The following is a 23,610-nucleotide window of genomic DNA, read 5'->3' as shown; positions in this document are numbered from 1 at the left end:
TTTGTGTCTTTAGAAACTTATGACGACAGAGCGCTTTTTTCTCGGAATAAGACAATCCGCAACCGGGCAGAAATGGGTAGACCGGCTTGGCCTGCGCGAGGCCAATACGGCGCTTGCCATTGCGCAGCATCACGGCATTTCCGATCTGGTTGCCCGTGTGCTTGCCGGGCGGGGTGTGTCCGTGGAAGGCGCGCCGGAATTTGTCGATCCGACCCTGCGCAATCTCATGCCCGACCCGGCAACGCTCACCGATATGGAGAATGCAGCGAGCCGTATTGCCGATGCCATTCAACGCCGCGAAACCGTGGCTATTTTTGGTGATTACGATGTCGATGGAGCGTGTTCCTCCGCTTTGATGGCGCGTTTTCTCAAACATTACGGCATTCAGCATTCCATCTACATTCCGGACCGGATTTTCGAAGGTTACGGTCCCAACCCCGATGCCATGCGCGATCTGGTCGCCAAGGGCGCGAGCTTGATCGTTACCGTCGATTGCGGCACCAACAGTGCGCCTTCCATCACTGCTGCCAAGCAGGCGGGCGCGGATGTCGTCGTGCTCGATCACCATCAGGTTGGCGGCGACTTGCCGGAAGATGCCGTAGCTATTGTCAATCCGAACCGTGAAGACGATATTTCCCAGCAAGGGCATCTTTGCGCGGCGGGCGTGGTCTTTCTGACTTTGGTGCAGGTCGCCAAGATTTTGAGAGAACGTAGAAAAGGGGCAGGTCCCGATCTTCTCTCCCTGCTCGATCTGGTGGCACTGGCAACGGTTTGCGATGTGGTGCCGTTGACTGGTGTCAATCGGGCTTTCGTCGTCAAAGGATTGGTTGTTGCGCGGTCGCAGAGCAATGTCGGCCTTGCGGCTTTGGCGCGTGTGGCGCGCATCGGCGAACCGATCAATGTCTTCCATCTTGGCTATCTGATCGGGCCGCGCATCAATGCTGGTGGGCGCATTGGCGATGCGGGGCTTGGCGCTCGGCTGCTGACGCTGGACGACCCAGCAACGGCGGACCGTATTGCCGTCGAACTCGACCGGCTCAATCAGGAACGTCAGGCGATGGAAGCGGAAATGCTTCTGGAAGCGGAAGCGGAGGCGTCGCTTGAAATTTCCGGCGGTGCGGGCGCTTCGGTGATCGTGACGGCGAGTGATCGCTGGCATCCGGGTATTGTCGGGTTGCTTGCCTCGCGGCTCAAGGAAAAGGCCCGGCGACCGGCCTTTGCCATTGCTTTCAACGCCAATGGTGTGGGTTCGGGGTCCGGTCGCTCAATCATGGGACTTGATCTTGGCAAGCTGGTGCGCGGCGCAATGGAACGGGGCCTGCTCGTCAAGGGCGGCGGCCATGCTATGGCGGCTGGCATCACGATAGAGCGCAGCAATCTTGGGGCATTGCGCGCTTATCTTGAAGAGGAATCGGCCCATATCGTCTCGCGCCTGCGCGAAAACCAGAGCCTGTCCATCGACGGTGCACTGGCAGCATCGGGCGCAACGGTATCGCTTTACGAAGCCTTGCAGAAAGCTGGACCCTACGGTTCAGCGCACCCACAACCCATTCTGGCACTGCCACATCATATACTGGCCGATGCGCGCGGCGTCGGGCGCGATCATGTGCGTGTGAGTTTGCGCGGTGCCGACGGAAAGCGCGTCAATGCGATAGCCTTCCGGGCGGCTGAGGGCGATCTGGGGCGCTTTCTGTTCAACAATATCGGCCAGAGCGTGCATGTGGCAGGCAATCTGTCGCTCAATCACTGGAACGGCTCGGTCACACCTCAGATCCAGATTCTGGATGCGGCTTTGCCTGTTTAATGTTTCTGGGTCCATTTGAAATTTCTGGACTTTTTTGTCTTCACACCCTTGTGAGGGGCGGGGGCGAATTCCCATATGAGAAATGATTTAAACATTCACTCATGTCTCTAAATGGGAGTAAACGATGCCGGGTTCCGGAAGCCGCCTGACCAAACTGACCGCTGCAATGGTATTGGGGCTGATTGCCTCTTTTGCTGCGGTCGATTTCGCCGAGGCTCGCCGCGCAGGCGGTGGCGGTTTCGGCAGCCGTGGCGCGCGTACCTATCAGGCGCCTGCGCCGACGCGTACCGCACCGAATAATGCTGCACCGATCGAACGTTCGATGACGCCGAATACCGGCACAACGCAGACGACCCGTCCTGCCGCGGCTGGTGCGCAGAACGCGGCGCCGGCCCGTGCTGGCGGCATGTTCGGTAATTTCGGTCGCTCCATGCTGGGCGGTCTTCTTGTGGGCGGCCTGATCGGCATGTTGCTTGGCAACGGCCTCGGCGGTCTTGCCGGTATGTTCGGTCTTCTGTTGCAGGTGGCTGTGATCGCGCTGATTGCGATGTTCGTCATGCGCATGTTTGCCAATCGCCGTCAGGGCGCGACGGCAACGGCGGGTGCTGGCAATGCAAATGCGCAGCCTTTTGGCTCCGCACAGCCTTTCGGAGCGGCCAAGAGTGCTGCACCGCAACAGGCTGGCAGCTTTGGCGGTCGTACGCCTTCGGTCAATCCGTTCGGTGCCGGTGCCAAGCAGGCTGAAGAGCCGATAACCCAGGCGGTCGAAGACGAGCCGATGGATGTCGGACAGGAAGAGCTTGACCGTTTCGAGCAGATGCTGTCGGAAATCCAGAGCGCCTATGGCCGCGAGGATTACGCTGCACTGCGCAAGCTGACCACCCCGGAAGCCATGTCATATCTCGCCGAAGAACTGGGCGAAATCGCTTCCAGCGGCATGCGCAATGAAGTGAAGGACGTGAAGCTGCTTCAGGGCGACGTTTCCGAAGCCTGGCGTGAAGGCAACGTCGACTATGCCACTGTGGCGATCCGCTACTCCGCAATCGACGTCATGCTGGATCGCAACACCGGCGCTGTCGTTGAAGGCAACCCGAACGAGCCGGTCGAAAGCACCGAAGTCTGGACCTTTACCCGCGCCGATGGCGGTGAGTGGCTTCTTGCAGCCATTCAAGGAACGGAATAGCCGTTCAGGATTAAAAAAGCCCGGTCGCGATGGACTGACCCCATAAAGTTGGACGGTTCATAGGCTGGGATTATTTAAGGGCTGGGTCCTGTATTGCACAGGGCTCAGCCCTTTTAGTTTCATGCGAATGCGATCGTTGTTGTAGTAGTGAATGTAGTCCTCAACGCCATCGCGCAGACTGTCAATGCTGTCGAAGCGGTTGGGATAGAAGAACTCGGACTTGAGCGTCGCGAAGAAGCTTTCCATGGCGGCATTGTCGAGGCAGTTTCCCTTGCGTGACATGCTTGCTGCGATATTGCTGCTTTCGAGCATCCGGCGCCATTCTGGCGTCTGATACTGCCAACCCTGATCGGAATGCAGGATTGGCCTGTTCTCGTCATCGAGCAGGCTCAATGCCCTGCCGAGCATGTCCTTGACCAGCTTGAAGACGGGTCGTCTGGCTGTCTCGAAGGCGATGATCTCGCCGTTGTGAAGGTCCATGATGGGTGACAGGAACAGCTTCTCCCCGGCGACATTGAACTCGGTGACATCTGTGACCCACTTCTGATGCATCCGTCTGGCCGAGAACTGACGTTGCAGTAGATCGGGTGCCACACGGCCAGCCCCACCCTTGTAGGAACGGTACTTCTTGGGTCGAACCAGAGACTTCAGCCCCATCTCGACCATCAGCCGCTGGACGGTCTTGTGATTGACTGCGTCCCCACGCCCACGGATCGCCGCCGTCACCCGGCGATAGCCGTAGCGGCCCTTGTGCTCATCGAAGATGGAGCGGATCGTCGATTTCAAGGCCTCATGCCGGTCGCCTGACGACAGCACCTTGAGCTGATAATAGAACGTGCTGCGCGCCAGACCCGAAAGCGCAAGCAGCCCTTCAAGCGGATGGAGCGGCCTTAACGCCTGGACGGCTTGCGCCCGTTCGGCGTTTGACGCGCCTGCGTTAAGGCCTCCAGTTTTTTTAGATAGTCGTTCTCCATGCGCAGATAGGCCAGTTCTGCCAGCAATTCCTCGCGGGTCCTGGCTTCATCACTTGGCAATCCATCCCCGTCGGCAACCAGGCTCGGCGGTGCGGCGACAGGTGGCTTCGGCATAGATCGCGGCCTCCCTTTTCGGCGCGGAGCCAAGGCCTCAAGGCCGCCGCGCTCATATCGATCCTCCCAGACTGACACGCAAGCTGCGCTGCGAATATTAAAAAGCGCAGCCACCTGCCGACGGGACAATCCATCCTTCCACATCCGCTCAAGGACCGACAGCCTGAACTGTGCATCATAATGGCTGTGCTTGCGAGATAAGCCAGCCACGCCATGTGCCGCGTGACTGGCGACCCACCGGCGGACCATGGAATAGTCGAGCCCGAAACGAAGACCTACCTCTCGGTAGCTGTGCCCGCCGTCGCCGTAGTACGCGACGATCTCCTGCTTGAACGTGCTGCTGTATTTCGACATGCAAAACCCCCGAAGTTGGGTGTCCAACTTTCGGGGGTCAGTTCATTATCCGGGGCTTTTTTGTTACCAGCTGCCGATGTTTTCGGCTGAAGCCCAAGGTTCCTTCGGCGCCAGACGGTCGCCTTTCTGGATCAGCTCGATGGAAATGCCATCGGGCGACTTGATGAAGGCCATGTGCCCGTCACGCGGCGGACGATTGATGGTGACGCCCTTATCCTGCAGCTTCTGGCAGCTGGCATAGATGTCGTCGACCAGATAGGCGAGATGGCCGAAATTGCGACCGCCCGTATAGGTTTCCGGATCCCAGTTGTAGGTCAATTCCAGCTCCGGTGCCCGCTCCGCCCTGGCCCGATCCGTATCCGCAGGCGCTGCGAGAAAGATCAGCGTGAAGCGACCTTTTTCATTTTCAGTGCGGCGGATTTCTTCAAGACCGAGTTTGTTGACGTAAAAATCAAGAGATTCGTCGATGTCGCGAATTCGGACCATCGTGTGCAGATAGCGCATAGTCTTTTCCTCGGCTGCTTGGTTGTTGAAGTTCGGGAAACGTATGGAAGACCGATCGGTTCGCCAAGGACATCGAATCCAATGCCGGAGGCCGAACGTCAAGTTATCACGGAGAAAATGACGTTCAAAAATTTTGAGCGGCAGATGTGACCGGAATTGTCTCGGAAACATCATTGCCAAATTGACGACCGGCCATATTTCAGGTGGTGGGTCAGTTTCAAAATGCTGCTGCGCTGGAAAAAGTAACCATGAAACTGTGAAGTCTGTGGTCTTCATGGGGACGGACGCAAGTTTGGGCTTGCCGCCTCCGGTTAAGGAAGTGTTATTCTTTGGACAAGAATCAGGTCGGAATCGCAACGGAAGAACAGAGGAGGGGCGAACGCATGGCGGACAAGTCTGTGTCAAATGACCAGTTTCACAGCCAGCACGCCTCGGAAGAGCTGGGCGATATCATCGAAATTTCGGGCCATATCAAATGGTTCGACGTAGCCAAGGGCTACGGCTTCATTGTTCCAGACCAGCCGGGCCTTAATGACATTCTTCTTCATGTGACTTCATTGCGCCGCGACGGCTTCCAGACCGCTTTGGAAGGTGCACGCATCGTTTGTGAAGTGCGCCATGGCGATCGCGGCCTGCAATGTTTCCGTGTTCTGTCGATGGATACGTCGACCGCTGTTCATCCGGCGCAGATGCCGCCGCAGCGCACCCATGTAATTGTCACGCCATCGAGCGGTCTTGAGCGTGTGATCGTCAAGTGGTTCAACCGTACCAAGGGCTTCGGCTTTCTGACGCGCGGTGAGGGGACGGAAGATATTTTCATCCATATGGAGACGCTGCGTCGTTTCGGCATGATGGAATTGCGTCCCGGTCAGGTCGTACTCATTCGCTTCGGCGAAGGCGACAAGGGCTTGATGGCCGCTGAAATCCATCCGGATATCGGCACGGCGATCCCGGTTTCTCATTAGAGTACGTTTCGATCTGAATCATTCAGACCTGAGCTCTACCTTTTCTATTTAAAGCATAAGCTTATAGGCCGTCGATGTACTCCAGTTGGATTGTGCGCCAATCAAGCGCATGGTTCAGAGCGTGCCGAAACTCCCTATTGTAGTAACAAGCGGGTGAAAGACGCTTGTTACTACCTTGCGCGGTCTTGTCGCCATCCTGTCCCGTTGATAGGTTCACGGCCCTAATTATTTGTCAGAATGGGCAGGGTATGGGTCGCATTTTTCTTGTTTTTGCATTTGTTTTCTTTGCGTTCGCTGCTCAGGCCGATGAAACACAGCCGATGCGGTTGCCGGTCGACAAGGAGCCGCTGACATTCATCACCTCCAATGGCAACAAGGTGAACTTTGCGCTGGAAGTGGCAGATAGCGACGACGCGCGTGTGCGCGGCCTGATGTGGCGAACGGATTTTCCCAAAGATCGGGCGATGATCTTCGTGTTTGGCGAGATGCGACGCGTCATGATGTGGATGCAGAACACGCCATCGCCGCTCGATATGGTCTTCCTAGACGACAAGGGGCGTGTATCGGCCATTCACGAAAATGCGGTGCCATTCTCCGAAAATATCATTTCATCCGAGGTTCCGGCAGCGTATGTCGTGGAACTTCTGGCCGGTACGGTTAAACGAACCGGCATAAAGCTTGGTGACAAGGCCGTTCATCGCGTGATTTGCGGTGCGTGCAAGCCGTGACGTCAAGACAATGCAATCAAGAGGAATAATCAGGTGAGTGCCTTCGATATCGAATATTTCGAACATGACGGCTTGCGTCTGGCATATCGTCAGGACGGAGAAGGCGATCCGATCCTGCTCATTCACGGCTTTGCTTCTTCGAGCCTCGTCAACTGGGTTTCGCCCGGCTGGTTCCGGACGCTGACCGAAGCCGGATATCATGTTATCGCCATTGATGATCGTGGACACGGATTCTCGGCCAAAAGCCATGACGCCGACGATTATACGCCGACCAAGATGGCGGCTGATGCTGCGGCCCTGCTCGATCACCTAGGGATCGAAAAGGCGCATGTCATGGGGTATTCCATGGGCGCGCGCATCACGGCGTTTCTGGCCATTGAGCACGCAGAACGTGTCCGTAGTGCTGTTTTTGGCGGTCTCGGCATTGGTATGGTGACGGGTGCGGGCGACTGGGAGCCCATCGGCGAGGCGCTGCTTGCCGAAGATCCGGCGACGATCACGCATCCGCGCGGACAGATGTTCCGTAAATTCGCCGATCAGACCAAGAGCGACCGTATCGCCCTCGCAGCCTGCGTGATCACCTCCAAGGAGCTAGTTCCAGCGGTCGCGATTGCACGCATCATGCAGCCCGTTCTCGTGGCTGTCGGCACGACCGACGACATTGCAGGCAGCGCGCAGGAACTAGCCGATCTTCTGCCAAATGGGCAGGCTGTCGATATACCGGGCCGTGACCATATGCTGGCTGTCGGTGACAAGGTTTACAAGCAGGCGGTATTGCAGTTCCTGAAAGAAAATCCGCTCTGAAGTGAATTTGATTTGAGACAAAGAACGCCCCGATGGGCCGCGTCAAATTCAGCCGTGTCAAGGCAAAGCATTTTAAGTTATGCTGCGCGCCGAACTCGTATTGCGGTGCAGGGATCGAGCGAAAAGTTCGGCTGTCGTCTCGCCTTGCACGGTGCAAAACTGGAGTATGCATATGTCCGTTCGCACATCAGCGAAAGCGACCCCCGGTTTGGGTCAAGTCGATCCCATCTGGCATTCCATCCGTGCCGAAGCGGAGGAAGCAGCCAAGAACGATCCCGTGCTGGGGACGTTCCTTTATGCCACGATCCTTAATCAGTCGAGCCTGGAAGATGCGGTCATGCACCGCATTGCCGAACGTCTCGGTCATGCCGATCTGAGTGCCGATATTCTTCGACAGACCTTCGATGCGATGCTGGATGCCAATCCTGAATGGTCTCAGACCGTGCGGGTTGATATTCAGGCGGTTTATGATCGCGATCCGGCCTATAACCGCTTCATGGACCCGATCCTTTATCTGAAGGGTTTCCATGCGATCCAGACCCATCGTCTGGCACATTGGCTTTACAATGAAGGCCGCAGGGATTTCGCTTATTACCTGCAGAGCCGTTCATCCTCGATCTTCCAGACCGATATTCATCCGGCAGCCCGGCTTGGCAGTGGGCTGTTTCTCGATCATGCGACCGGCCTTGTCGTCGGCGAGACTGCCTTGATCGAAGACAATGTTTCGATCCTCCACGGTGTCACGCTTGGCGGAACAGGGAAATCGAGCGGCGACCGTCACCCGAAAATCCGCCATGGCGTGCTGATCGGTGCTGGCGCGAAAATTCTCGGCAATATCGAAGTCGGTCATTGCTCGAAAATCGCTGCCGGTTCGGTTGTTCTGAAGCCCGTTCCGAACAATGTCACGGTTGCCGGTGTGCCGGCCCGGATCATGGGAGATACGGGCTGCGCCGAACCTTCCCGCGTCATGGACCAGATGCTGGGTGAAGGGATTTAAGCGATACGTTGTACCGCTGTAGGCTGAACACGGCCGCATGCTGGTTTTTTCCGGTATGCGGCCTATATTCTGTCAAAAGAAGCTATTAACTGCCGACAACCCATGAGCAGGGCTTTGCCGGGGGTTTACATAGGAAATTGCCGGGTGCAATAAAACCGGCTCAATTCAATATCAGGAGAAGCCGGTTGAAACCCGAAGAACTCAAAAAACTTGACGCCTATTTCAAACGGACCTTCAACAATCCCGGCCTGCAGGTGAAGGCGCGCCCGCGCAAAAACGACTCCGCCGAGCTTTATCTCAACGACGAATTCTTGGGCCTGGTCTATAAGGACGAGGACGAGGGCGAACTCTCCTACAATTTCTCGATGGCTATTCTCGACGTCGATCTTTGATCTGTCACGGCAATCGCGTCCCGAACGACGCTGATGCACGGTAGGAATGTTCTTTGACGCCCTTTCCATAACGGAGAGGGCGTCTTGTTATCCGGACAATGAGGATTCGTGAAGACCGTCGCTGCCACGCTGGCTCCGTCCGTCATGCTGCCGTCGGTTGCTCACGTTCCTTGAGCACGCTCAGCTCCGGTACTCGAGAATCGCCATTTTCCCACACACATGCCGCTTTTTGATTCAGTCTCTAAGACTGCCAAATAATTTCTGACCCTTGGGTGTCTTTATGAAGTTCGGTTTTTCTTTGGCTATGTTGTTGGTCGCCTTGTCCTTTGCGGCGCGCGCTGAAATTCTGGGTACCATTGAAACAGAGCAGGACGATGGGTCCCTTTCGGTGATCGAGATCCTCGATGAACCGCAAAGCGTTGGGAAATGCGACGGCGCCTATGCCGCCGCCGCTTATGTTATGGATCACAACGTTTCCCTTCTTGCGGGAAAAGGATGCTGGAAGCTTCTAGGTTCGACGGAAATGCTCCGGCTGGAAATCGTGCTGACTGCCACTGAAGAACGCCTCATGAGCGGGGTTCCGCTGGGCAAGATCAAGTTCAGGGAAGATGGGCAAAGCGCTTTTCAGGAATTGAGCGGGAAGTAGAGGGCTCGGCTCAGGACTACTGATGTCTCTCCAGCCCCTCGATCAGAAGCATCAAACCAAAATCGAACAGGCTTTCTGGGCCTTCTGCATCCAAAATTGCAATGGCTTCTGCGGTATTCGATGCGGCTGCGATATTCGTCATATCGGACGGTTTGTTCTCGTGGATGTAAGCCTGTTGTTCCAGCGCAGAACCGACAACATAATGGCTTATGGTGATCAGCGCGCGCGCTGCATCTGCGGGTGTAAAGCCTGCCTGGGTCAAAAAATCGATCTGGGCTTGCGCCTGTCCTATCTGATTGTTATTCGGGCGCGTTCCGGCATGGATGCGTGCACCGTCACGATAAGTTAGCAATGCCCGCCGGAAACTACGCGCATTTTCAATCAGGAAATGACGCCAGTGCTCCCCGGCGCGCGGTAAGGCGTGGTCGTGATGCTTCGCCAAAATCGTTTCCGCCAGGGCATCCAGCAACACGCGTTTGTTTTTGAAATGCCAGTAAAGCGCGGGCTGCTGCACGCCCAGCCGTTCCGCCAGGCGACGCGTCGTCAGGCCTTCTTCTCCGACCTCATTCAATAGTTCGAGTGCCGTTCGTATCAGGGTATCACGGTGTAGTTTTGCCAATGCGCTCACCAAATCAGTTATGCCTTGACAATTTATCATTGATAAATTTTAAATCCAGATCCTTATCATTGATAAATTATGGGAACTGGCATGAACCGCACGTTGATGATTGTCCTGGCTGTTACAGCTTTGGATGCCATGGGCATCGGGCTGGTGATGCCCGTTCTGCCCAGCTTACTGCGCGATGTGGTCCATTCCGACGATGTGGCAGGTCACTATGGAGTTCTGCTGTCTCTTTATGCGCTGATGCAGGTTATCTTCGCTCCCATTCTAGGGCGAATGTCCGACCGGTTTGGCCGGAAGCCGGTCTTGCTTGGCTCGCTTATCGGCTCGACGGTCGATTATGCCATTATGTCTGCTGCGCCCCATCTGTGGGTTCTCTATGTGGGGCGCATCCTATCGGGTATGATGGGAGCGACGATGGCCGTCGCAGGGGCCTGCATAGCAGATACGGTGGAGGAGGGCGCACGTGCCCAAGCCTTCGGCTGGTTGGGTGCCTGTTATGGCGGCGGCATGATTCTTGGACCAGTTATAGGCGGCGCATTAGGCAATGTGTCGCCGACGGCTCCATTCGCCGCCGCTGCCGTGGTCAGCGGTTCCATGGCCCTGTCGGTTTTCCTGTTGATGCCGGAGGTTCGCCGGACAGCCAAACCAACGCCACAGGCAAAAGGATCTCTTGGCGCCATTGTACCATCAGGTGTGCAGAAGGGACTGAAACTCTTGCTATGGATTTTCTTTCTTCTGCAACTGGTAGGACAGATACCAGCTGCCTTGTGGGTGATATTCACGGAAGATCGTTTCCATTGGGACACGACATATGTGGGCTTGTCGCTTGCGATCTTCGGTCTGCTGCATGCCATGTTTCAATGGATGGGTACGGGTCGTCTCGTTGCAACAATTGGAGCTGGATATACGATATTCATCGGAATAGCAGCTGATGGGCTGGGCATGGCATCCCTCGCGATTGCTAAAGAAGGCTGGATGGTAGCACCAATTCTCGTCTTGCTGGCGTTTGGCGGTATAGCGATGCCTGCTCTGCAGTCCGTCCTGTCGAATAAGACCAGTCAAGACAAGCAAGGTGCACTTCAGGGAACGCTCGCAAGTCTTACGAATATCAGTGCCGTTGCCGGGCCGATTATTTTTACGGCCCTTTATATGAGGACTGCTGCAAGTTGGAACGGATGGGTGTGGCTGGTTGGCCCGGCAATCTATCTCGTGGCTGCTCCACCGCTCATTTTCGTGCGGCGTCAGTCGGCAGGTTTGCCGTCAAGGAGATGAGCATTGGCAAATTCGACAACCGCCTTGTCCAGTGACTTCCAGTCGCCCAGCATGGAGCGGGGGAATCTGTAGAGAATCTGCAAGTCGCGCCCAAACTGGACATCACGCTCGCATGAATTGAAGCTTTCCGCTGCGCCATCCGCAAGGCATCGCGCAACAAATTCCGGCTTGCCACTGCTCGGGTCGGACAAGACCAGTTCCTCGCCCTTGTAACCGCTGTTTTCGAGAAAGCGGTGTACCGTCAGGTTTCCGGGGGCAACTTCCCCGACCGGGTCTATCAGCTCGGCATATATTGGCAGGTAACGCCCGCTCATATCGCGCGACATTGTTCGCTGCTCGATGGACATGAAAATGAGATGCCGCTTCGCAGTGAGAAGGTTGAAGATGGCGCGGTCACGTTCCGTATAGCCAGTCATGCCCGGCCAGCGCGCATAGAGATCGAGGCGCCCCGTCACACCGTCGCGCCGCTGATTCGGAAAGCGGATCATATTGGCAGGAATCGACAGGACATTGTTGCCGATGATGATCTCGTAAGCGTCCGTGCTGTCGGAGTGTCCGCCTCGCGCAATCAGAGGACCGAGTAGACGCCCGCCAACATTCACGACGACTGAAAGCAGAATCAGAACGACAACCGCCAATAGCAGCCAGCCGAAGAGGCGGCTTCCGATTTTCGAGGCGGTGTAATCTGGTGTGGTTTCCATCTGGGCGTCATGGTGATGATATTGCAAAAGAATATCGGTCTTTTATGGTTAACAGAGCGTGAAGTCGTGCTTGTATGACAGCTTGAAACGGCTTAGCGATTCAATATCGAGTTTGTTGATGGAGGAAGCACATGCCGATCTATGCTTATAACGGGCACAAGCCGCTATTTGCGGACCGCAGCAGCAATTGGATCGCGCCCGATGCGACCCTGATCGGCAAGATCGTTGTCGGTGAGAATGCCGGTTTCTGGTTTGGTACTGTTTTGCGCGGCGACAACGAGCCGATCACCATCGGCGACGATACCAATGTTCAGGAACACACCATCATGCATACCGATATCGGCTTTCCGCTGACGGTTGGCGCAGGTTGCACGATCGGGCATCGGGCTATTCTTCATGGTTGTACCGTCGGTGACAACACGTTGATTGGCATGGGCGCCATCGTTCTCAATGGTGCGAAGATCGGAAAGAACTGTCTGATCGGAGCAGGCGCGCTTGTGACCGAGGGCAAGGAAATACCGGATAATTCGCTGGTCGTCGGTTCGCCTGCACGAATTCTCCGGGAACTGGACGATGCTGCGGTCGAGAAACTCAAACTATCTGCAGAGCATTATGTCGAGAAGGCCCGGTCCTTCATGCGTGGATTAGAGCCTGCCTGAAAACAAAAGGACGGGGCCAGAGGGAGACTGACGGCCCGTCCTTGTTTGTTAGTTTGTCGGGATCAGTTCTTGATGCTGCCGACGAGAAGTTCGCGGTCGGTCTTGATTGAGACCCAGCTACCGGTGTTCGTGGTCGACTGGCGCTTCAGATAGCTATAGTCGGTCTTGTTCCACGCAAGGACGCGGGTATCGAGGTTGTCGAGGATGAAGTCGCCGCGGTCGGTGCGAACGGTCAGAACCGCATGGCCTTCACCGTTCGGCTGACGAACTACCGTGAAAAGCAGCGTGTTTGCCGGGATGCCGAGCGCCATCAGCTCGCGACGCTTCAAAAGCATGTAGTCATCGCAGTCACCGACTGTTGTCGGATATTCCCAATACTCTTCGCGCCCCCAGGCTTCCATATCGGTCATCGGCGCGATCTTTTCGTTGACGCTCGCATTGGTTGCAATGATCTGCTTCCAGGTTTCAGGCGTCAGCTTCAACATGTTGCTGTTGCGGCTGGTATTGTTGCATTCGGACTGGTAGCGCGCGCAGAATTCATAATGGCCGATCGGCTGGGACGTACGTTCGCCGGTCGTCATCCACGGTGAATTGGAGGCGGGGCTCGCGGCCTCTGCCAGTCCGATTCCGAGCAGCATCAGGATGGCTGCAATGATGGTTTGTTTTGTCATTCTTTTGTCTCCCTGTTGGGGACTAAGATGACTTGGACAATTTGAAGGCGCGCAAATTTGCGTGCGAAAATGCGAGTCAAATTCGATTAAAACTGCAAATAACGCTGAAACTTTTTGTCAACGAACGGACAAATTCAGGGCAAATCGGGCTGTTTTTGCGGCTTTTTTGTGATTGCGCGTGTTTTGAGGTTTGCCATTCCGTAACCTTGACGCGCGTTTATCTTTTGGGCGGACGCATTCAGCCGAAAAGATTGTCCAGTGTTGTGCTGGTCTGGATGGTGGCGAATTCCACTGCGAAACCATCCTGAAAATGACGAACGACGGTTCCCCGGATCGGTCCCAGCATGATGCCGCTCTTGATTGCGGGCTTGAACTCGCTTTCAATTGCTGCACCAGAAAGGGAAAGGTCGGCGATACGGCATAGTCTTTGGGTGCCGTCAGCAAAAGTGATGTTGTGCTGGGTCTTGCGTGGCACGACGCGTTCATGACGGCGATCTTCGGGCAGGGCAAGCTCGTGCTTGTTGGCGAGCCAGGTCAGCTGTGCGGAAAGCTTGTCTTTCTTCTGCTCGGATGTCGACAGGAGAATGTGGAAGCCTTCGGATGTGACTTCGTTTGTTACGCCCTCGATGCGCCCGACATGATCGACATAAGCGATGATACGCTCGCCATTTCGCGGTGTGGCTATACCGCTCATCAGGGCCGTTCCGGGCGACATACGTTTGATTACGCAGGGAAACTCACTGCGATTCTCCAGCATGTAACGGCCATTAAGATCGACATTCACGGCGTTGAAATTTTCCTGCCGCACATTACTCGCAGTAGATGCCGCAGCAAATCTGTTCATCGAAGCCGATCCATCTCAAAATTTTGCCCACTCTCACTGCGGGCCACATTACAGCACGTATCTATAAAGAGAAATCGCGATTTAGAGCGCCTATCAGGCTTTACCGCCCTTAATAACGCGCAGTTTTGGAGCTGCATGTTCCTGTGGCTTTGTCAGACGAACATTGGTCCATTGTCTGCCTATGCCGGCTGCGTTCACTGTAATGGCTGCTGATTTTCGAACCTCATCGGCCAGAACCAGATCGGGTGCGACCGGTTCGATGGAATTCAAATGGCCGAGGACAATTGGATCGGCTCCAACCCAGTTGACGGAATCAAGCACAGCGACGCTGCCGAGAAGATTGATCTGTCCGTTGGGCGCTTCAAGCGGGGCCAGGAACATTTCCAGGCCAAGGCTTCGTCCAGACATACTGATCCCGACATGCGAAACAAGGGCAGGGACCTCAAGCGCGCTGACATTTTGCGACAGTTCCCGAAGGGCTGCGCGATCCCGCTCGGACCAGAGCGAGAGGAACCGGGTGTTTTTCAATTCGCGTCCGAAAAGGGTGCAAATGCGCGTTCCAGCCAGTCGAAACGACAAATCGCCGCGTTCTTCGGCTTCGAGGAAGAAGAGATCGGATAGATGGCGTCCGAGCTTGCGCGGCTCGATCTGTTCGCGTGTTGGCGCACGAAAGTAGCCGCTTTCTGTGCGGGCCAAGCGCTGCCATTCGCTGAAAATCGCGATCGTACTGCGGTGTATCATCATGCGCCGTTGGTTTGTCCATTGCACGCGGAGGCTGGCTCCGCTGGTGAACGCATTAAAATAGTATTAACGACGCGGATACCAGTTTAACCCTTTCTTCATCCACCGGGCTTGTCCGTTAAGGTTAATAATAAGTAATGGTTGCGCGGCTTTGAAAGACACGCTTTGATAAGCCATCGGACGAAGCCTTTGACTTGGTTGGCTTTTTTCTGAGCTCCAGATTTGATTTCGCGAAAGAACTCTATTCGCGTGAAGGCCGACCGGGAACGTCCGTCGGCCTTTATTTTTAACAGATTGTGCCCTATCAACATGCATCGACCCGATGCAAACGGTTCTTTCGGTCCGGTTGCTGGCGCGTCTGAGATTAGAAAGCAGCAGTTCATGAGCGTTCCCCAGCCGGAAATGAATGGCAATAATCGCCGGTCGGGTAGTAGCGAGCCGATGTTCAATATTCCCGGCGTCGTGATTGCTCTGATAGGTCTGTGCGTCGCGGTGTATGTTTATCAAAACTACCTCATCAGCGAGCAGCAGAACTATGAGTTCATGCTGAACTTTGCGCTCATTCCGGCACGTTTTTCGCTGGCCGACGGCTTTACCGATCCTGCCGCCCTTTTCACGCTCATCAGCTATTCCTTCATGCATGGCGGCATTGCCCATATAGCCGTCAACATGATCTGGCTTGCAGCCTTCGGTTCTCCGCTTGCGGGCCGCATCGGTACGGGACGAATGATCGCTTTCTGGATTTTCACGTCGGTAGTTGCGGGATTGACCCATTATGCGATCTATCCGGATAGCGTTTCGCCGCTGGTGGGCGCGTCGGGAGCGATTTCTGGAATGATGGGTGCTGCGGCGCGCTACGGTTTCCGCCGCATAGGCCATGGACGGAAGTCGGAATTCGCAGGACCTGTCCTTCCGGTAGGGGTTACCCTGACGCTCAAACCTGTTCTGACCTTTGTCGGGGTTTGGTTCCTGATCAACATCATTACCGGTCTTTACTCGACCGGAGGTGCAGATCTTTCCAGCATTGCATGGGAAGCGCATATAGGCGGTTTCATTGCTGGCTTCTTCGGCATATCGCTGATGGATCGCCCACGCAGCTATGATGCCGTACTAAGGCGATAGAGTTCCATGCTTATTTGGCTTTGACAAAGCCTGCCCCCCATTTGATGCCACTTGCTAATCTGACGATCAAAGCGCACCATCATGGAACGTGGTGGGAGGAGCTGCGTTCTGCTTCATAGGGCGTTTAAACGCCAGAAGGAGCGGCAAGTGCTAATTCTTGGAGGGACTTTGGCATGACAGTCAGATCGATTCTCGAGACCAAGGGCAGGGATGTGGTGGTTATCGCGCCTGCTGATACGCTATCCCACGCTGTCGCCATGTTGAACAAACACAAGATCGGTGCGCTGGTGGTGTGCGACGAGACCGGTCGAATCAAGGGTATTCTGTCTGAACGCGATGTTGTGCGCGCTGTCGCTGCGCAAGAAACCAAGGCGATGAGCATGCCGGTTGCCGAAGTCATGACGGCAAAAGTTCAGGTCTGCCGCGAACATCACACGATTAATCAGGTGATGGAGATCATGACGCGAAGCCGTTTCCGCCATATGCCGGTGGAAGAACACGGCAAGCTGGTGGGAATCATCTCGATCGGTGACGTTGTGAAGCGGCGCATCGAAGACGTCGAGCGCGAAGCGGAGGACATCCGCACCTATATCGCTACTGCGTAAACCGGGGGGCGGTTTTTCCGTCTTGTCTCCCGGAAGAAAAACCAGCCGGGAGACATTTTCATCGGAGAATCACGTGTGAATCAACGCGCGCAGATATCGCTCTGCAGCGTAGAGCGAGATTGCGGCTGCATTCGATACATTGAGCGACTTAATTTCGCCCGGCATATCGAGACGCGCAAGTGTCGTGACGGTTTCACGTGTCTTTTGACGGAGGCCTTTGCCTTCCGCGCCCAGTACAAGAGCGATTCGTCCACCAGACAAGGTGGCCTCCATTTCCTGTGGTCCTTCCGAATCAAGACCGATGGTCTGGAATCCAAGGCTATGGAGCTCTTCAATCGCTTCAGCCAGATTGCGCACTTCGATATGCGAGATCATTTCAAGCGCGCCGGAAGCTGCCTTTGCCAGAACGCCGGTTTCCTGTGGACTATGACGGCTTGTCGTAATCAGCGCGCCAGCACCGAAGGCGACGGCTGAACGCATGATGGCACCGACATTGTGTGGATCTGTCACCTGATCGAGAACGAGAAGCAGGGGGCTGTCCTTCAACTCTGACAGTTTTTTGGCACGCAGCGGTTCTGCTTCGATCATGACGCCCTGGTGGACGGCTTCAGAACCGGTTTCCTTATCGATGTCGCGCGGATCGACGATTTCGACGGGGAAGGAAAGAGATTCGGCTTCTCCGATCTCAAGGCGAGCGAAACCGTTTCGCGTCGCGCGCATGCGCAATATCTTGCGTTCGGGGTTTTCCACGGCAGCGCGGACCGTATGGAGTCCATAAAGGCGTACGGTTCCCTCAGTCACGGCGCTTGCCGAAATGGAGGGGCGCTGGGGTTTGCGCTGTGATTTGCTTTCAGTCGCGGTCTTCAGATCGCGATGCTGGCGGCGCAGGCGCGCATAATGAGAATCTTTTGGGGTGCGGGGCGAGTTTTCATCGGTCATGGCGTGCTTATAGCTCTTTAGGTGAGTGGAAGAAAGCGACTTCGCCAGTGATTGCTATGTGATTGCTATCAGGCTGTTCTGATTGCCAAATAACCGGCGCAGGCGCAAAAATCATGAGAAATGCGGGCGTTTGGACCTATATAAGAGGGCTATGTGAGAGGATGTTTCCACGACGTTGTGGACGGACATGCATTCTTTTCGCTTTTACCCTGTTGACAGGGGATAAGCTTATCGTCATAAGGCCCCTCGCGGATCGACGGCTGGCCCAACAGTCAGCCAGAAGCCCCGCGGAAATGCCTAGTCGCTCGACTCTGCTGATAGTGATATCTGGAGGGATGCCCGAGTGGTTAAAGGGGACGGACTGTAAATCCGTTGGCTATGCCTACGTTGGTTCAAATCCAACTCCCTCCACCACTGTCGGATCAGAGTTAAGAGTGCGCGGGTATAGCTCAATGGTAGAGCAGCAGCCTTCCAAGCTGAATACGCGGGTTCGATTCCCGCTACCCGCTCCAAATTTTTCAGAGCGGTTTGGCGTGTAAGGAATCATCGACGGGCGGTTCGCCGTTCCGTTTTGGCATAAATGTTGGCCCGGAAGCCAAATGGCTTTTGTGCTGGCGCTTGAGCGGTTCTAGAACGAAGAGAACAACGGCGATGGCAAAGAGCAAATTCGAACGTAATAAGCCCCACGTTAACATCGGCACGATTGGTCACGTTGACCATGGCAAGACGTCGCTGACGGCAGCGATCACGAAGTTTTTCGGTGAATTCAAGGCATACGACCAGATCGATGCTGCACCAGAAGAACGCGCTCGCGGCATCACGATCTCGACGGCACACGTCGAGTACGAAACCGCAAACCGTCACTATGCACACGTCGACTGCCCAGGTCACGCTGACTATGTGAAGAACATGATCACCGGTGCTGCGCAGATGGACGGCGCGATCCTGGTCGTTTCGGCTGCTGACGGCCCGATGCCACAGACCCGCGAGCACATCCTGCTTGCTCGTCAGGTTGGCGTTCCGGCAATCGTGGTGTTCCTGAACAAGTGCGACCAGGTTGACGATGCAGAACTGCTCGAACTGGTTGAACTGGAAGTTCGCGAACTTCTGTCGAAGTACGACTTCCCGGGCGACGAAGTTCCGATCATCAAGGGCTCGGCTCTTGCTGCACTGGAAGATTCCTCGAAGGAACTGGGCGAAGACGCCGTTCGTTCGCTGATGGCCGCTGTTGACGATTACATTCCGACCCCGGAACGTCCGATCGACCAGCCGTTCCTGATGCCAATCGAAGACGTTTTCTCGATCTCGGGCCGTGGTACGGTTGTGACGGGTCGCGTTGAGCGCGGTATCGTCAAGGTTGGTGAAGAAGTTGAAATCGTCGGCATCAAGGCGACGACGAAGACGACGGTGACCGGCGTTGAAATGTTCCGCAAGCTGCTCGATCAGGGCCAGGCTGGCGACAACATTGGCGCGCTGATCCGCGGCGTTGGCCGTGAAGACGTTGAGCGCGGCCAGGTTCTCTGCAAGCCGGGTTCGGTTAAGCCGCACACCAAGTTCAAGGCAGAAGCCTATATTCTGACCAAGGACGAAGGTGGCCGTCATACGCCGTTCTTCACGAACTACCGTCCGCAGTTCTACTTCCGCACGACGGACGTGACCGGTGTTGTCACGCTGCCTGAAGGTACGGAAATGGTTATGCCTGGCGACAACGTCACCGTTGACGTCACCCTGATCGTTCCGATCGCCATGGAAGAGAAGCTCCGCTTCGCTATCCGTGAAGGTGGCCGCACCGTCGGTGCAGGCATCGTCGCTTCGATCATCGAGTAATGATTTCGACCGGCAGTTACGCTGCCGGTCATTTCTCAGGCTTCAATTAAGACTTGAAGCTGATCCCGCAGGGGATTAGAGAGTCTTTCAAGGCGCTTCGGCGCCGATAGGGGTATAGCTCAGTTGGTAGAGCGACGGTCTCCAAAACCGTAGGTCGCGGGTTCGAGCCCTGCTGCCCCTGCCATTTCATAACGGGTGCTCATGGCTTGACTATGGGTGCCCGTTTTCTATATGATAAGTTAGGCGGCAATCTATGTCGCCTTAGCTTTTTCGATGGCGGCGCTGGTTTCGATATGGCGACGTGGTTGGAAATGATAATTCCCTGCGGGATTTGTTGGCCGGGTAGGGAAGGATCGCCGCCGCACGATTGGATGGTGCGTCGAGTGATATTCGCAAGGATCGGAGTTCCGATAAGCCTGTATGGTATTCTTTTAACCTTTGGGCTTGTTTTTTTCGGGAATCGATTCTATGTAGCGTCAACAGACACGCGGCGCGTGGGGCTGAATTTTCAGCTTTGCGTGCCGTATACGCGTGACTTCAGGCTTCTGATTCGTTTCGGCGAGGTAGGGTTTGGGGGTAGCGCCGGATCAATGACAGAGCGGCAGATGGCATCCAAAACGAATCCGATCACCTTTTTTCAGCAGGTTCGCGCCGAAACGGCGAAGGTGACCTGGCCTACACGGCGTGAAACGGTCATCTCCACCATCATGGTGGTGATCATGGCGTTTCTGGCTGCCGCGTTCTTTTTTCTTGCCGACCAGCTTATGGCCTATGGCGTAGAATTTATTCTCGGCCTTGGTCGATAAGTTAGGATTGGGGAGTTTTTAGATGACGGCGCGCTGGTACATCGTTCACGCCTATTCCAATTTCGAAAAGAAGGTCGCCGAGGATATCGAGATCAAGGCGAAGCAGAAGGGTCTGTCCGAGCTGATCGAACAGATCGTTGTGCCGACCGAGAAGATCGTTGAAGTGCGCCGCGGCCGCAAGGTCGACGCAGAGCGCAAGTTCTTCCCTGGTTACGTGCTGGTTCGTGCAACCCTCACGGATGCTGTCTTTTCGCTTATTAAGAATACCCCGAAAGTCACTGGTTTCCTTGGCGATTCCAAGCCGGTTCCGGTTTCCCAGAAGGAAGTCGACCAGATTCTGAGTCAAGTTCAGGATGGTGTCGAACGTCCGAAGACTTCGGTATCCTTTGAGATCGGTGAAAATGTTCGTGTTTCCGACGGTCCGTTTGCTTCGTTCAACGGTATCGTTCAGGAAGTCGACGAAGAGCGCGCGCGTCTCAAGGTTGAGGTTTCCATCTTCGGGCGCGCAACGCCTGTGGATCTGGAATACGGTCAGGTCGACAAGCTCTGATCGTTTTGCCCGCGAGGGCATTCACTCCAGCCGGATTTCGGGTGGGGTGAAAATGGTGGAAGGGAAGGCGGCTTAGCCGGTCGTCAATCTCCGAACCACCGAACTGCCCGCCAGTCGAACTGGCGTCAGTCGAAAGCCGGGTTTCCCGGCGTCAATCGAGAAGCCGGTTTTCCGGCATTGTAAAAAAGGCAGAAAGTAATGGCTAAGAAAATTGCAGGCCAGCTCAAGCTGCAGGTAGCAGCCGGTGCGGCTAATCCGTCGCCTCCGATCGGCCCGGCTCTGGGTCAGCGCGGCATCAACATCATGGAATTCTGCAAGGCGTTCAACGCTGCCTCGCAGGAAATGGAAAAGGGTTCGCCGATTCCAGTCGTGATCACCTATTACCAGGATAAGTCTTTCACTTTTGTGATGAAGACGCCTCCGGTGACCTACTTCCTCAAGAAGGCCGCTAACCTGAAGTCCGGTTCGAAGACCCCGGGCAAGGCAAGCGCCGGCACGATCTCCCGCGACAAGGTTCGCACGATCGCTGAAGCGAAGATGAAGGATCTGAACGCCGCTGACATTGAAGCAGCGATGCGCATGATCGAAGGTTCTGCCCGTTCGATGGGCCTGGAAGTGGTGGGCTGAGACGATGGCGAAGATTTCCAAGCGCATTAACAAGATCCGTGAAGGCGTCGATCGTAACAAGCTGTACGATCTGTCGGCTGCTATCGGTCTCGTCAAGGAACGTGCAATCGCCAAGTTCGATGAAACCATCGAAATCGCGATGAACCTCGGCGTTGATCCGCGTCACGCTGACCAGATGGTTCGCGGCGTTGTCAATCTGCCGAACGGCACCGGCCGTACGGTTCGCGTTGCTGTTTTCGCTCGCGGCGACAAGGCCGAAGAAGCCAAGAAGGCTGGCGCCGACATCGTCGGTGCGGAAGAACTGTTCGAAATCGTCAATGGCGGCAAGATCGAGTTCGATCGCTGCATTGCGACCCCGGACATGATGCCGCTCGTCGGTCGTCTCGGTAAGGTTCTCGGTCCGCGCGGCATGATGCCGAACCCGAAGGTTGGCACCGTCACCACCGACGTTGCGGCTGCTGTTGCTGCTTCCAAGGGCGGTGCAGTTGAATTCCGCGTCGAGAAGGCTGGTATCATCCATGCCGGTATCGGCAAGGTTTCGTTCGACTCGCAGAAGCTCGAAGAAAACATCAAGGCTTTCGCTGACGCCGTCATCAAGGCAAAGCCATCGGCTGCCAAGGGCGAATACGTCAAGCGCGTTTCGCTTTCCTCGACCATGGGCGTTGGCGTCAAGGTCGATCCGGCTACCGTCAAGGTCGTCGCTTAATCTGTCTGGGCTCCGGTTCGCCGGAGCCTATGCCTTTCCTTTGAGGGGAGGGCGCATCGGCGGCACGCCGGGGATGCGAAAGCAGACCGAAGTGCAAGAATTCCGGATCGCAAGATCCGGATAGCCGGACGAAAGTCCGGTTATCCTGTCCGAGATTGCAGGCGGTCGATCATCTTCGGGTGATTTGCCTTAAAACTCAGCCTGCATGAGACGTGGAATAACCCTGTTTCGCGTGAATACGCATGCAAGGTTTGAACCGTAGTTGCCTTTGAGTGATGCCTGGCTTCCAGGATAGCTGAAGGGGACAGGATCCTCGAGCGCCGGACCAACTGTGAAGTTCGTTCGGCAAAGGCAACCGGCAGGGCCATGTGGTCCTGCCTACTGGAGAGAGACAGTGGATAGAGCGGAAAAACGCGAATTTGTCTCGTGGCTGAACGGCGCTTTTAAAGAGTCCGGTTCGGTCGTCGTGGCCCACTATACCGGTCTCACCGTTGCGCAGATGAGCGATCTTCGCTCGAAGATGCGTGATGCAGGTGGGTCCGTTAAAGTCGCGAAAAACCGCCTTGCCAAAATCGCTCTTCAGGGCACGGAATCGGAAGGCATTTCTGATCTGTTTACAGGTCAGACGGTTGTTGCTTATGCAAACGACCCGATTGCTGCTCCGAAAGTAGCCGTCGAATTCGCCAAGGTTAACGACAAGCTCGTTATCCTCGGTGGTGCAATGGGTGCAACGACGCTTAACGCCGATGGCGTCAAGTCGCTTGCTTCGCTCCCATCGCTCGACGAACTGCGCGCAAAGCTGGTTGGAATGATCCAGACCCCGGCTCAGCGTCTTGCAGTACTTACCAGCGCACCAGCGGGCCAGATCGCTCGCGTTATTGGCGCGCACGCCCGGAAGAACGAGGCGGCGTAAGGCCGTTTTTCGCTGTCAATTGTTCAAACCTTGAAACTAAGGAAATACCAAAATGGCTGATCTCGCAAAGATCGTTGACGACCTGTCGGCTCTGACCGTTCTCGAAGCTGCAGAGCTTTCGAAGCTTCTCGAAGAGAAGTGGGGCGTTTCGGCTGCTGCTCCTGTTGCAGTTGCTGCTGCAGGTGCTGCTCCGGCTGCTGCTGTTGAAGAAAAGACCGAATTCGACGTCGTTCTCGTCGATGGCGGCGCTAACAAGATCAACGTGATCAAGGAAGTGCGCGCAATCACCGGTCTCGGCCTCAAGGAAGCCAAGGACCTCGTCGAAGGCGCTCCGAAGGCTGTCAAGGAAGCCGCTTCGAAGGACGAAGCTGAGAAGATCAAGGCACAGCTCGAAGCTGCTGGCGCCAAGGTCGAACTCAAGTAAGTTCGGACTTTTCTGGCGGATGGTTTCCATCCGCCAGTTTCCGCCGCTGTTTCCGGCGGATCGGATAACTGGAACCCTTTTTCTGAACGCCGGATTGGCTTTCAGAAAACGGG

The 23,610-nt window shown here is 55.6% G+C and carries 27 protein-coding genes and 3 tRNA genes; 22 read left to right on the top strand and 8 right to left on the bottom strand.

Features of this window, described 5'->3' with window-relative positions; genetic code table 11:
- The first annotated feature begins 19 nt into the window (after positions 1 to 19).
- Together recJ and CQZ93_RS08090 are read left to right on the top strand one after the other, a co-directional pair.
- Positions 20 to 1,804, top strand: coding sequence for a single-stranded-DNA-specific exonuclease RecJ (gene recJ, locus CQZ93_RS08095; RefSeq protein ID WP_105542113.1), 1,785 nt, complete (start codon positions 20 to 22; stop codon positions 1,802 to 1,804).
- A 124-nt stretch (positions 1,805 to 1,928) separates the two neighbouring features.
- The gene (locus CQZ93_RS08090; protein WP_105542112.1) at positions 1,929 to 2,987 is read left to right on the top strand and encodes a Tim44 domain-containing protein; all 1,059 of its coding nucleotides are present in this window, start codon (positions 1,929 to 1,931) and stop codon (positions 2,985 to 2,987) included.
- Between the two features lie 57 nt (positions 2,988 to 3,044).
- On the opposite strand, the gene CQZ93_RS08085 is transcribed toward CQZ93_RS08090, so the two are convergent.
- Both CQZ93_RS08085 and gloA read right to left on the bottom strand, forming a co-directional pair.
- Positions 3,045 to 4,429, bottom strand: a protein-coding gene (locus CQZ93_RS08085) for an IS3 family transposase (protein ID WP_422616076.1) whose coding sequence is annotated in 2 segments (ribosomal slippage) — positions 3,045 to 3,937 and positions 3,937 to 4,429 — 1,386 coding nt in all. Because the reading frame shifts where the segments join, the coding sequence is not laid out codon by codon here.
- A 63-nt stretch (positions 4,430 to 4,492) separates the two neighbouring features.
- Entirely contained in the window at positions 4,493 to 4,933 is a 441-nt protein-coding gene (gene gloA / locus CQZ93_RS08075; RefSeq protein WP_105543224.1) for a lactoylglutathione lyase, read from the bottom strand.
- A gap of 383 nt (positions 4,934 to 5,316) precedes the next feature.
- On the opposite strand from gloA, the gene CQZ93_RS08070 reads away from it, so the two are divergent.
- The 6 genes from CQZ93_RS08070 to CQZ93_RS08045 all read left to right on the top strand — a co-directional run bounded on the left by CQZ93_RS08070 (position 5,317) and on the right by CQZ93_RS08045 (position 9,465).
- Positions 5,317 to 5,898, top strand: a complete 582-nt coding sequence (locus CQZ93_RS08070; protein WP_105543223.1) for a cold-shock protein — start codon at positions 5,317 to 5,319, stop codon at positions 5,896 to 5,898.
- Between the two features lie 248 nt (positions 5,899 to 6,146).
- The gene (locus tag CQZ93_RS08065; protein WP_105542111.1) at positions 6,147 to 6,626 is read left to right on the top strand and encodes a DUF192 domain-containing protein; all 480 of its coding nucleotides are present in this window, start codon (positions 6,147 to 6,149) and stop codon (positions 6,624 to 6,626) included.
- A gap of 33 nt (positions 6,627 to 6,659) precedes the next feature.
- Positions 6,660 to 7,430: an alpha/beta fold hydrolase gene (locus CQZ93_RS08060; protein ID WP_105542110.1), complete on the top strand. Its 771-nt coding sequence runs from the start codon at positions 6,660 to 6,662 to the stop codon at positions 7,428 to 7,430.
- 172 nt (positions 7,431 to 7,602) lie between these two features.
- Positions 7,603 to 8,427 (top strand): serine O-acetyltransferase, encoded by an 825-nt coding sequence (gene cysE, locus CQZ93_RS08055; protein ID WP_105542109.1) that lies wholly within the window; start codon positions 7,603 to 7,605, stop codon positions 8,425 to 8,427.
- Between the two features lie 185 nt (positions 8,428 to 8,612).
- A complete protein-coding gene (locus tag CQZ93_RS08050; protein ID WP_010659890.1) occupies positions 8,613 to 8,819 on the top strand; it encodes a DUF3126 family protein in 207 nt (68 codons plus the stop codon).
- 280 nt (positions 8,820 to 9,099) lie between these two features.
- Positions 9,100 to 9,465, top strand: a complete 366-nt coding sequence (locus CQZ93_RS08045; protein ID WP_105542108.1) for a hypothetical protein — start codon at positions 9,100 to 9,102, stop codon at positions 9,463 to 9,465.
- Between the two features lie 16 nt (positions 9,466 to 9,481).
- Here the strand turns inward: CQZ93_RS08045 and tetR are convergent, their stop codons facing one another.
- The gene (tetR, locus tag CQZ93_RS08040) at positions 9,482 to 10,093 is read right to left on the bottom strand and encodes a tetracycline resistance transcriptional repressor TetR (RefSeq protein ID WP_286152752.1); all 612 of its coding nucleotides are present in this window, start codon (positions 10,091 to 10,093) and stop codon (positions 9,482 to 9,484) included.
- 81 nt (positions 10,094 to 10,174) lie between these two features.
- On the opposite strand from tetR, the gene tet reads away from it, so the two are divergent.
- A complete protein-coding gene (tet, locus tag CQZ93_RS08035) occupies positions 10,175 to 11,362 on the top strand; it encodes a Tet(A)/Tet(B)/Tet(C) family tetracycline efflux MFS transporter (protein WP_105542107.1) in 1,188 nt (395 codons plus the stop codon).
- On the opposite strand, the gene CQZ93_RS08030 is transcribed toward tet, so the two are convergent.
- Entirely contained in the window at positions 11,332 to 12,063 is a 732-nt protein-coding gene (locus CQZ93_RS08030) for a hypothetical protein (protein ID WP_105542106.1), read from the bottom strand. The two genes, tet and CQZ93_RS08030, sit on opposite strands and share 31 nt — an antisense overlap.
- Before the next feature lie 131 nt (positions 12,064 to 12,194).
- Here CQZ93_RS08030 and CQZ93_RS08025 point away from each other — a divergent pair, with 131 nt between their 5' ends.
- On the top strand, positions 12,195 to 12,722 hold the full coding sequence (locus CQZ93_RS08025) for a gamma carbonic anhydrase family protein (RefSeq protein WP_105542105.1): 528 nt from the start codon (positions 12,195 to 12,197) through the stop codon (positions 12,720 to 12,722).
- 62 nt (positions 12,723 to 12,784) lie between these two features.
- On the opposite strand, the gene CQZ93_RS08020 is transcribed toward CQZ93_RS08025, so the two are convergent.
- From CQZ93_RS08020 to CQZ93_RS08010, 3 genes are all read right to left on the bottom strand, one after another.
- Entirely contained in the window at positions 12,785 to 13,393 is a 609-nt protein-coding gene (locus CQZ93_RS08020) for a transglutaminase-like cysteine peptidase (protein WP_105542104.1), read from the bottom strand.
- Positions 13,394 to 13,631: 238 nt separating this feature from the next.
- Positions 13,632 to 14,237 (bottom strand): PilZ domain-containing protein, encoded by a 606-nt coding sequence (locus tag CQZ93_RS08015; RefSeq protein WP_105542103.1) that lies wholly within the window; start codon positions 14,235 to 14,237, stop codon positions 13,632 to 13,634.
- Between the two features lie 93 nt (positions 14,238 to 14,330).
- Positions 14,331 to 14,978 carry a PAS domain-containing protein gene (locus CQZ93_RS08010; RefSeq protein WP_105543221.1) on the bottom strand — a complete coding sequence of 216 codons (648 nt, stop codon included), beginning with the start codon at positions 14,976 to 14,978 and terminating at the stop codon, positions 14,331 to 14,333.
- 381 nt (positions 14,979 to 15,359) lie between these two features.
- Between CQZ93_RS08010 and CQZ93_RS08005 the strand changes: the two genes are divergently transcribed.
- Both CQZ93_RS08005 and CQZ93_RS08000 read left to right on the top strand, forming a co-directional pair.
- Positions 15,360 to 16,100, top strand: coding sequence for a rhomboid family intramembrane serine protease (locus CQZ93_RS08005; protein ID WP_105542102.1), 741 nt, complete (start codon positions 15,360 to 15,362; stop codon positions 16,098 to 16,100).
- Between the two features lie 173 nt (positions 16,101 to 16,273).
- Complete coding sequence (locus CQZ93_RS08000; RefSeq protein WP_105542101.1) at positions 16,274 to 16,705, top strand: CBS domain-containing protein; 432 nt, start codon at positions 16,274 to 16,276, stop codon at positions 16,703 to 16,705.
- A 69-nt stretch (positions 16,706 to 16,774) separates the two neighbouring features.
- On the opposite strand, the gene rlmB is transcribed toward CQZ93_RS08000, so the two are convergent.
- Positions 16,775 to 17,644: a 23S rRNA (guanosine(2251)-2'-O)-methyltransferase RlmB gene (rlmB, locus tag CQZ93_RS07995; RefSeq protein WP_105542100.1), complete on the bottom strand. Its 870-nt coding sequence runs from the start codon at positions 17,642 to 17,644 to the stop codon at positions 16,775 to 16,777.
- Positions 17,645 to 17,973: 329 nt separating this feature from the next.
- On the opposite strand from rlmB, the gene CQZ93_RS07990 reads away from it, so the two are divergent.
- From CQZ93_RS07990 to rplL, 10 genes are all read left to right on the top strand, one after another.
- Positions 17,974 to 18,058, top strand: a tRNA-Tyr gene (locus CQZ93_RS07990).
- 24 nt (positions 18,059 to 18,082) lie between these two features.
- A tRNA-Gly gene (locus CQZ93_RS07985) sits at positions 18,083 to 18,156 on the top strand.
- Between the two features lie 139 nt (positions 18,157 to 18,295).
- Entirely contained in the window at positions 18,296 to 19,471 is a 1,176-nt protein-coding gene (tuf, locus tag CQZ93_RS07975; protein ID WP_105542088.1) for an elongation factor Tu, read from the top strand.
- A 108-nt stretch (positions 19,472 to 19,579) separates the two neighbouring features.
- Positions 19,580 to 19,655 (top strand) — tRNA-Trp (locus CQZ93_RS07970).
- A 421-nt stretch (positions 19,656 to 20,076) separates the two neighbouring features.
- On the top strand, positions 20,077 to 20,277 hold the full coding sequence (secE, locus tag CQZ93_RS26605; RefSeq protein ID WP_002964376.1) for a preprotein translocase subunit SecE: 201 nt from the start codon (positions 20,077 to 20,079) through the stop codon (positions 20,275 to 20,277).
- A 22-nt stretch (positions 20,278 to 20,299) separates the two neighbouring features.
- Complete coding sequence (nusG, locus tag CQZ93_RS07960; RefSeq protein WP_105542097.1) at positions 20,300 to 20,827, top strand: transcription termination/antitermination protein NusG; 528 nt, start codon at positions 20,300 to 20,302, stop codon at positions 20,825 to 20,827.
- Between the two features lie 198 nt (positions 20,828 to 21,025).
- Positions 21,026 to 21,454, top strand: coding sequence for a 50S ribosomal protein L11 (rplK, locus tag CQZ93_RS07955; RefSeq protein ID WP_010659903.1), 429 nt, complete (start codon positions 21,026 to 21,028; stop codon positions 21,452 to 21,454).
- A 4-nt stretch (positions 21,455 to 21,458) separates the two neighbouring features.
- Entirely contained in the window at positions 21,459 to 22,160 is a 702-nt protein-coding gene (gene rplA / locus CQZ93_RS07950; protein ID WP_078341274.1) for a 50S ribosomal protein L1, read from the top strand.
- 394 nt (positions 22,161 to 22,554) lie between these two features.
- Positions 22,555 to 23,073, top strand: coding sequence for a 50S ribosomal protein L10 (gene rplJ, locus CQZ93_RS07945; RefSeq protein WP_105542096.1), 519 nt, complete (start codon positions 22,555 to 22,557; stop codon positions 23,071 to 23,073).
- 52 nt (positions 23,074 to 23,125) lie between these two features.
- A complete protein-coding gene (rplL, locus tag CQZ93_RS07940) occupies positions 23,126 to 23,497 on the top strand; it encodes a 50S ribosomal protein L7/L12 (protein WP_105542095.1) in 372 nt (123 codons plus the stop codon).
- The last annotated feature ends 113 nt before the right edge of the window (positions 23,498 to 23,610 follow it).

This window comes from Ochrobactrum vermis (assembly GCF_002975205.1).
GTDB lineage: Bacteria > Pseudomonadota > Alphaproteobacteria > Rhizobiales > Rhizobiaceae > Brucella > Brucella vermis.
The sequence above is the reverse complement of the archived record's forward strand: the minus strand, read 5'-3'. Positions and strand labels throughout refer to the sequence as shown.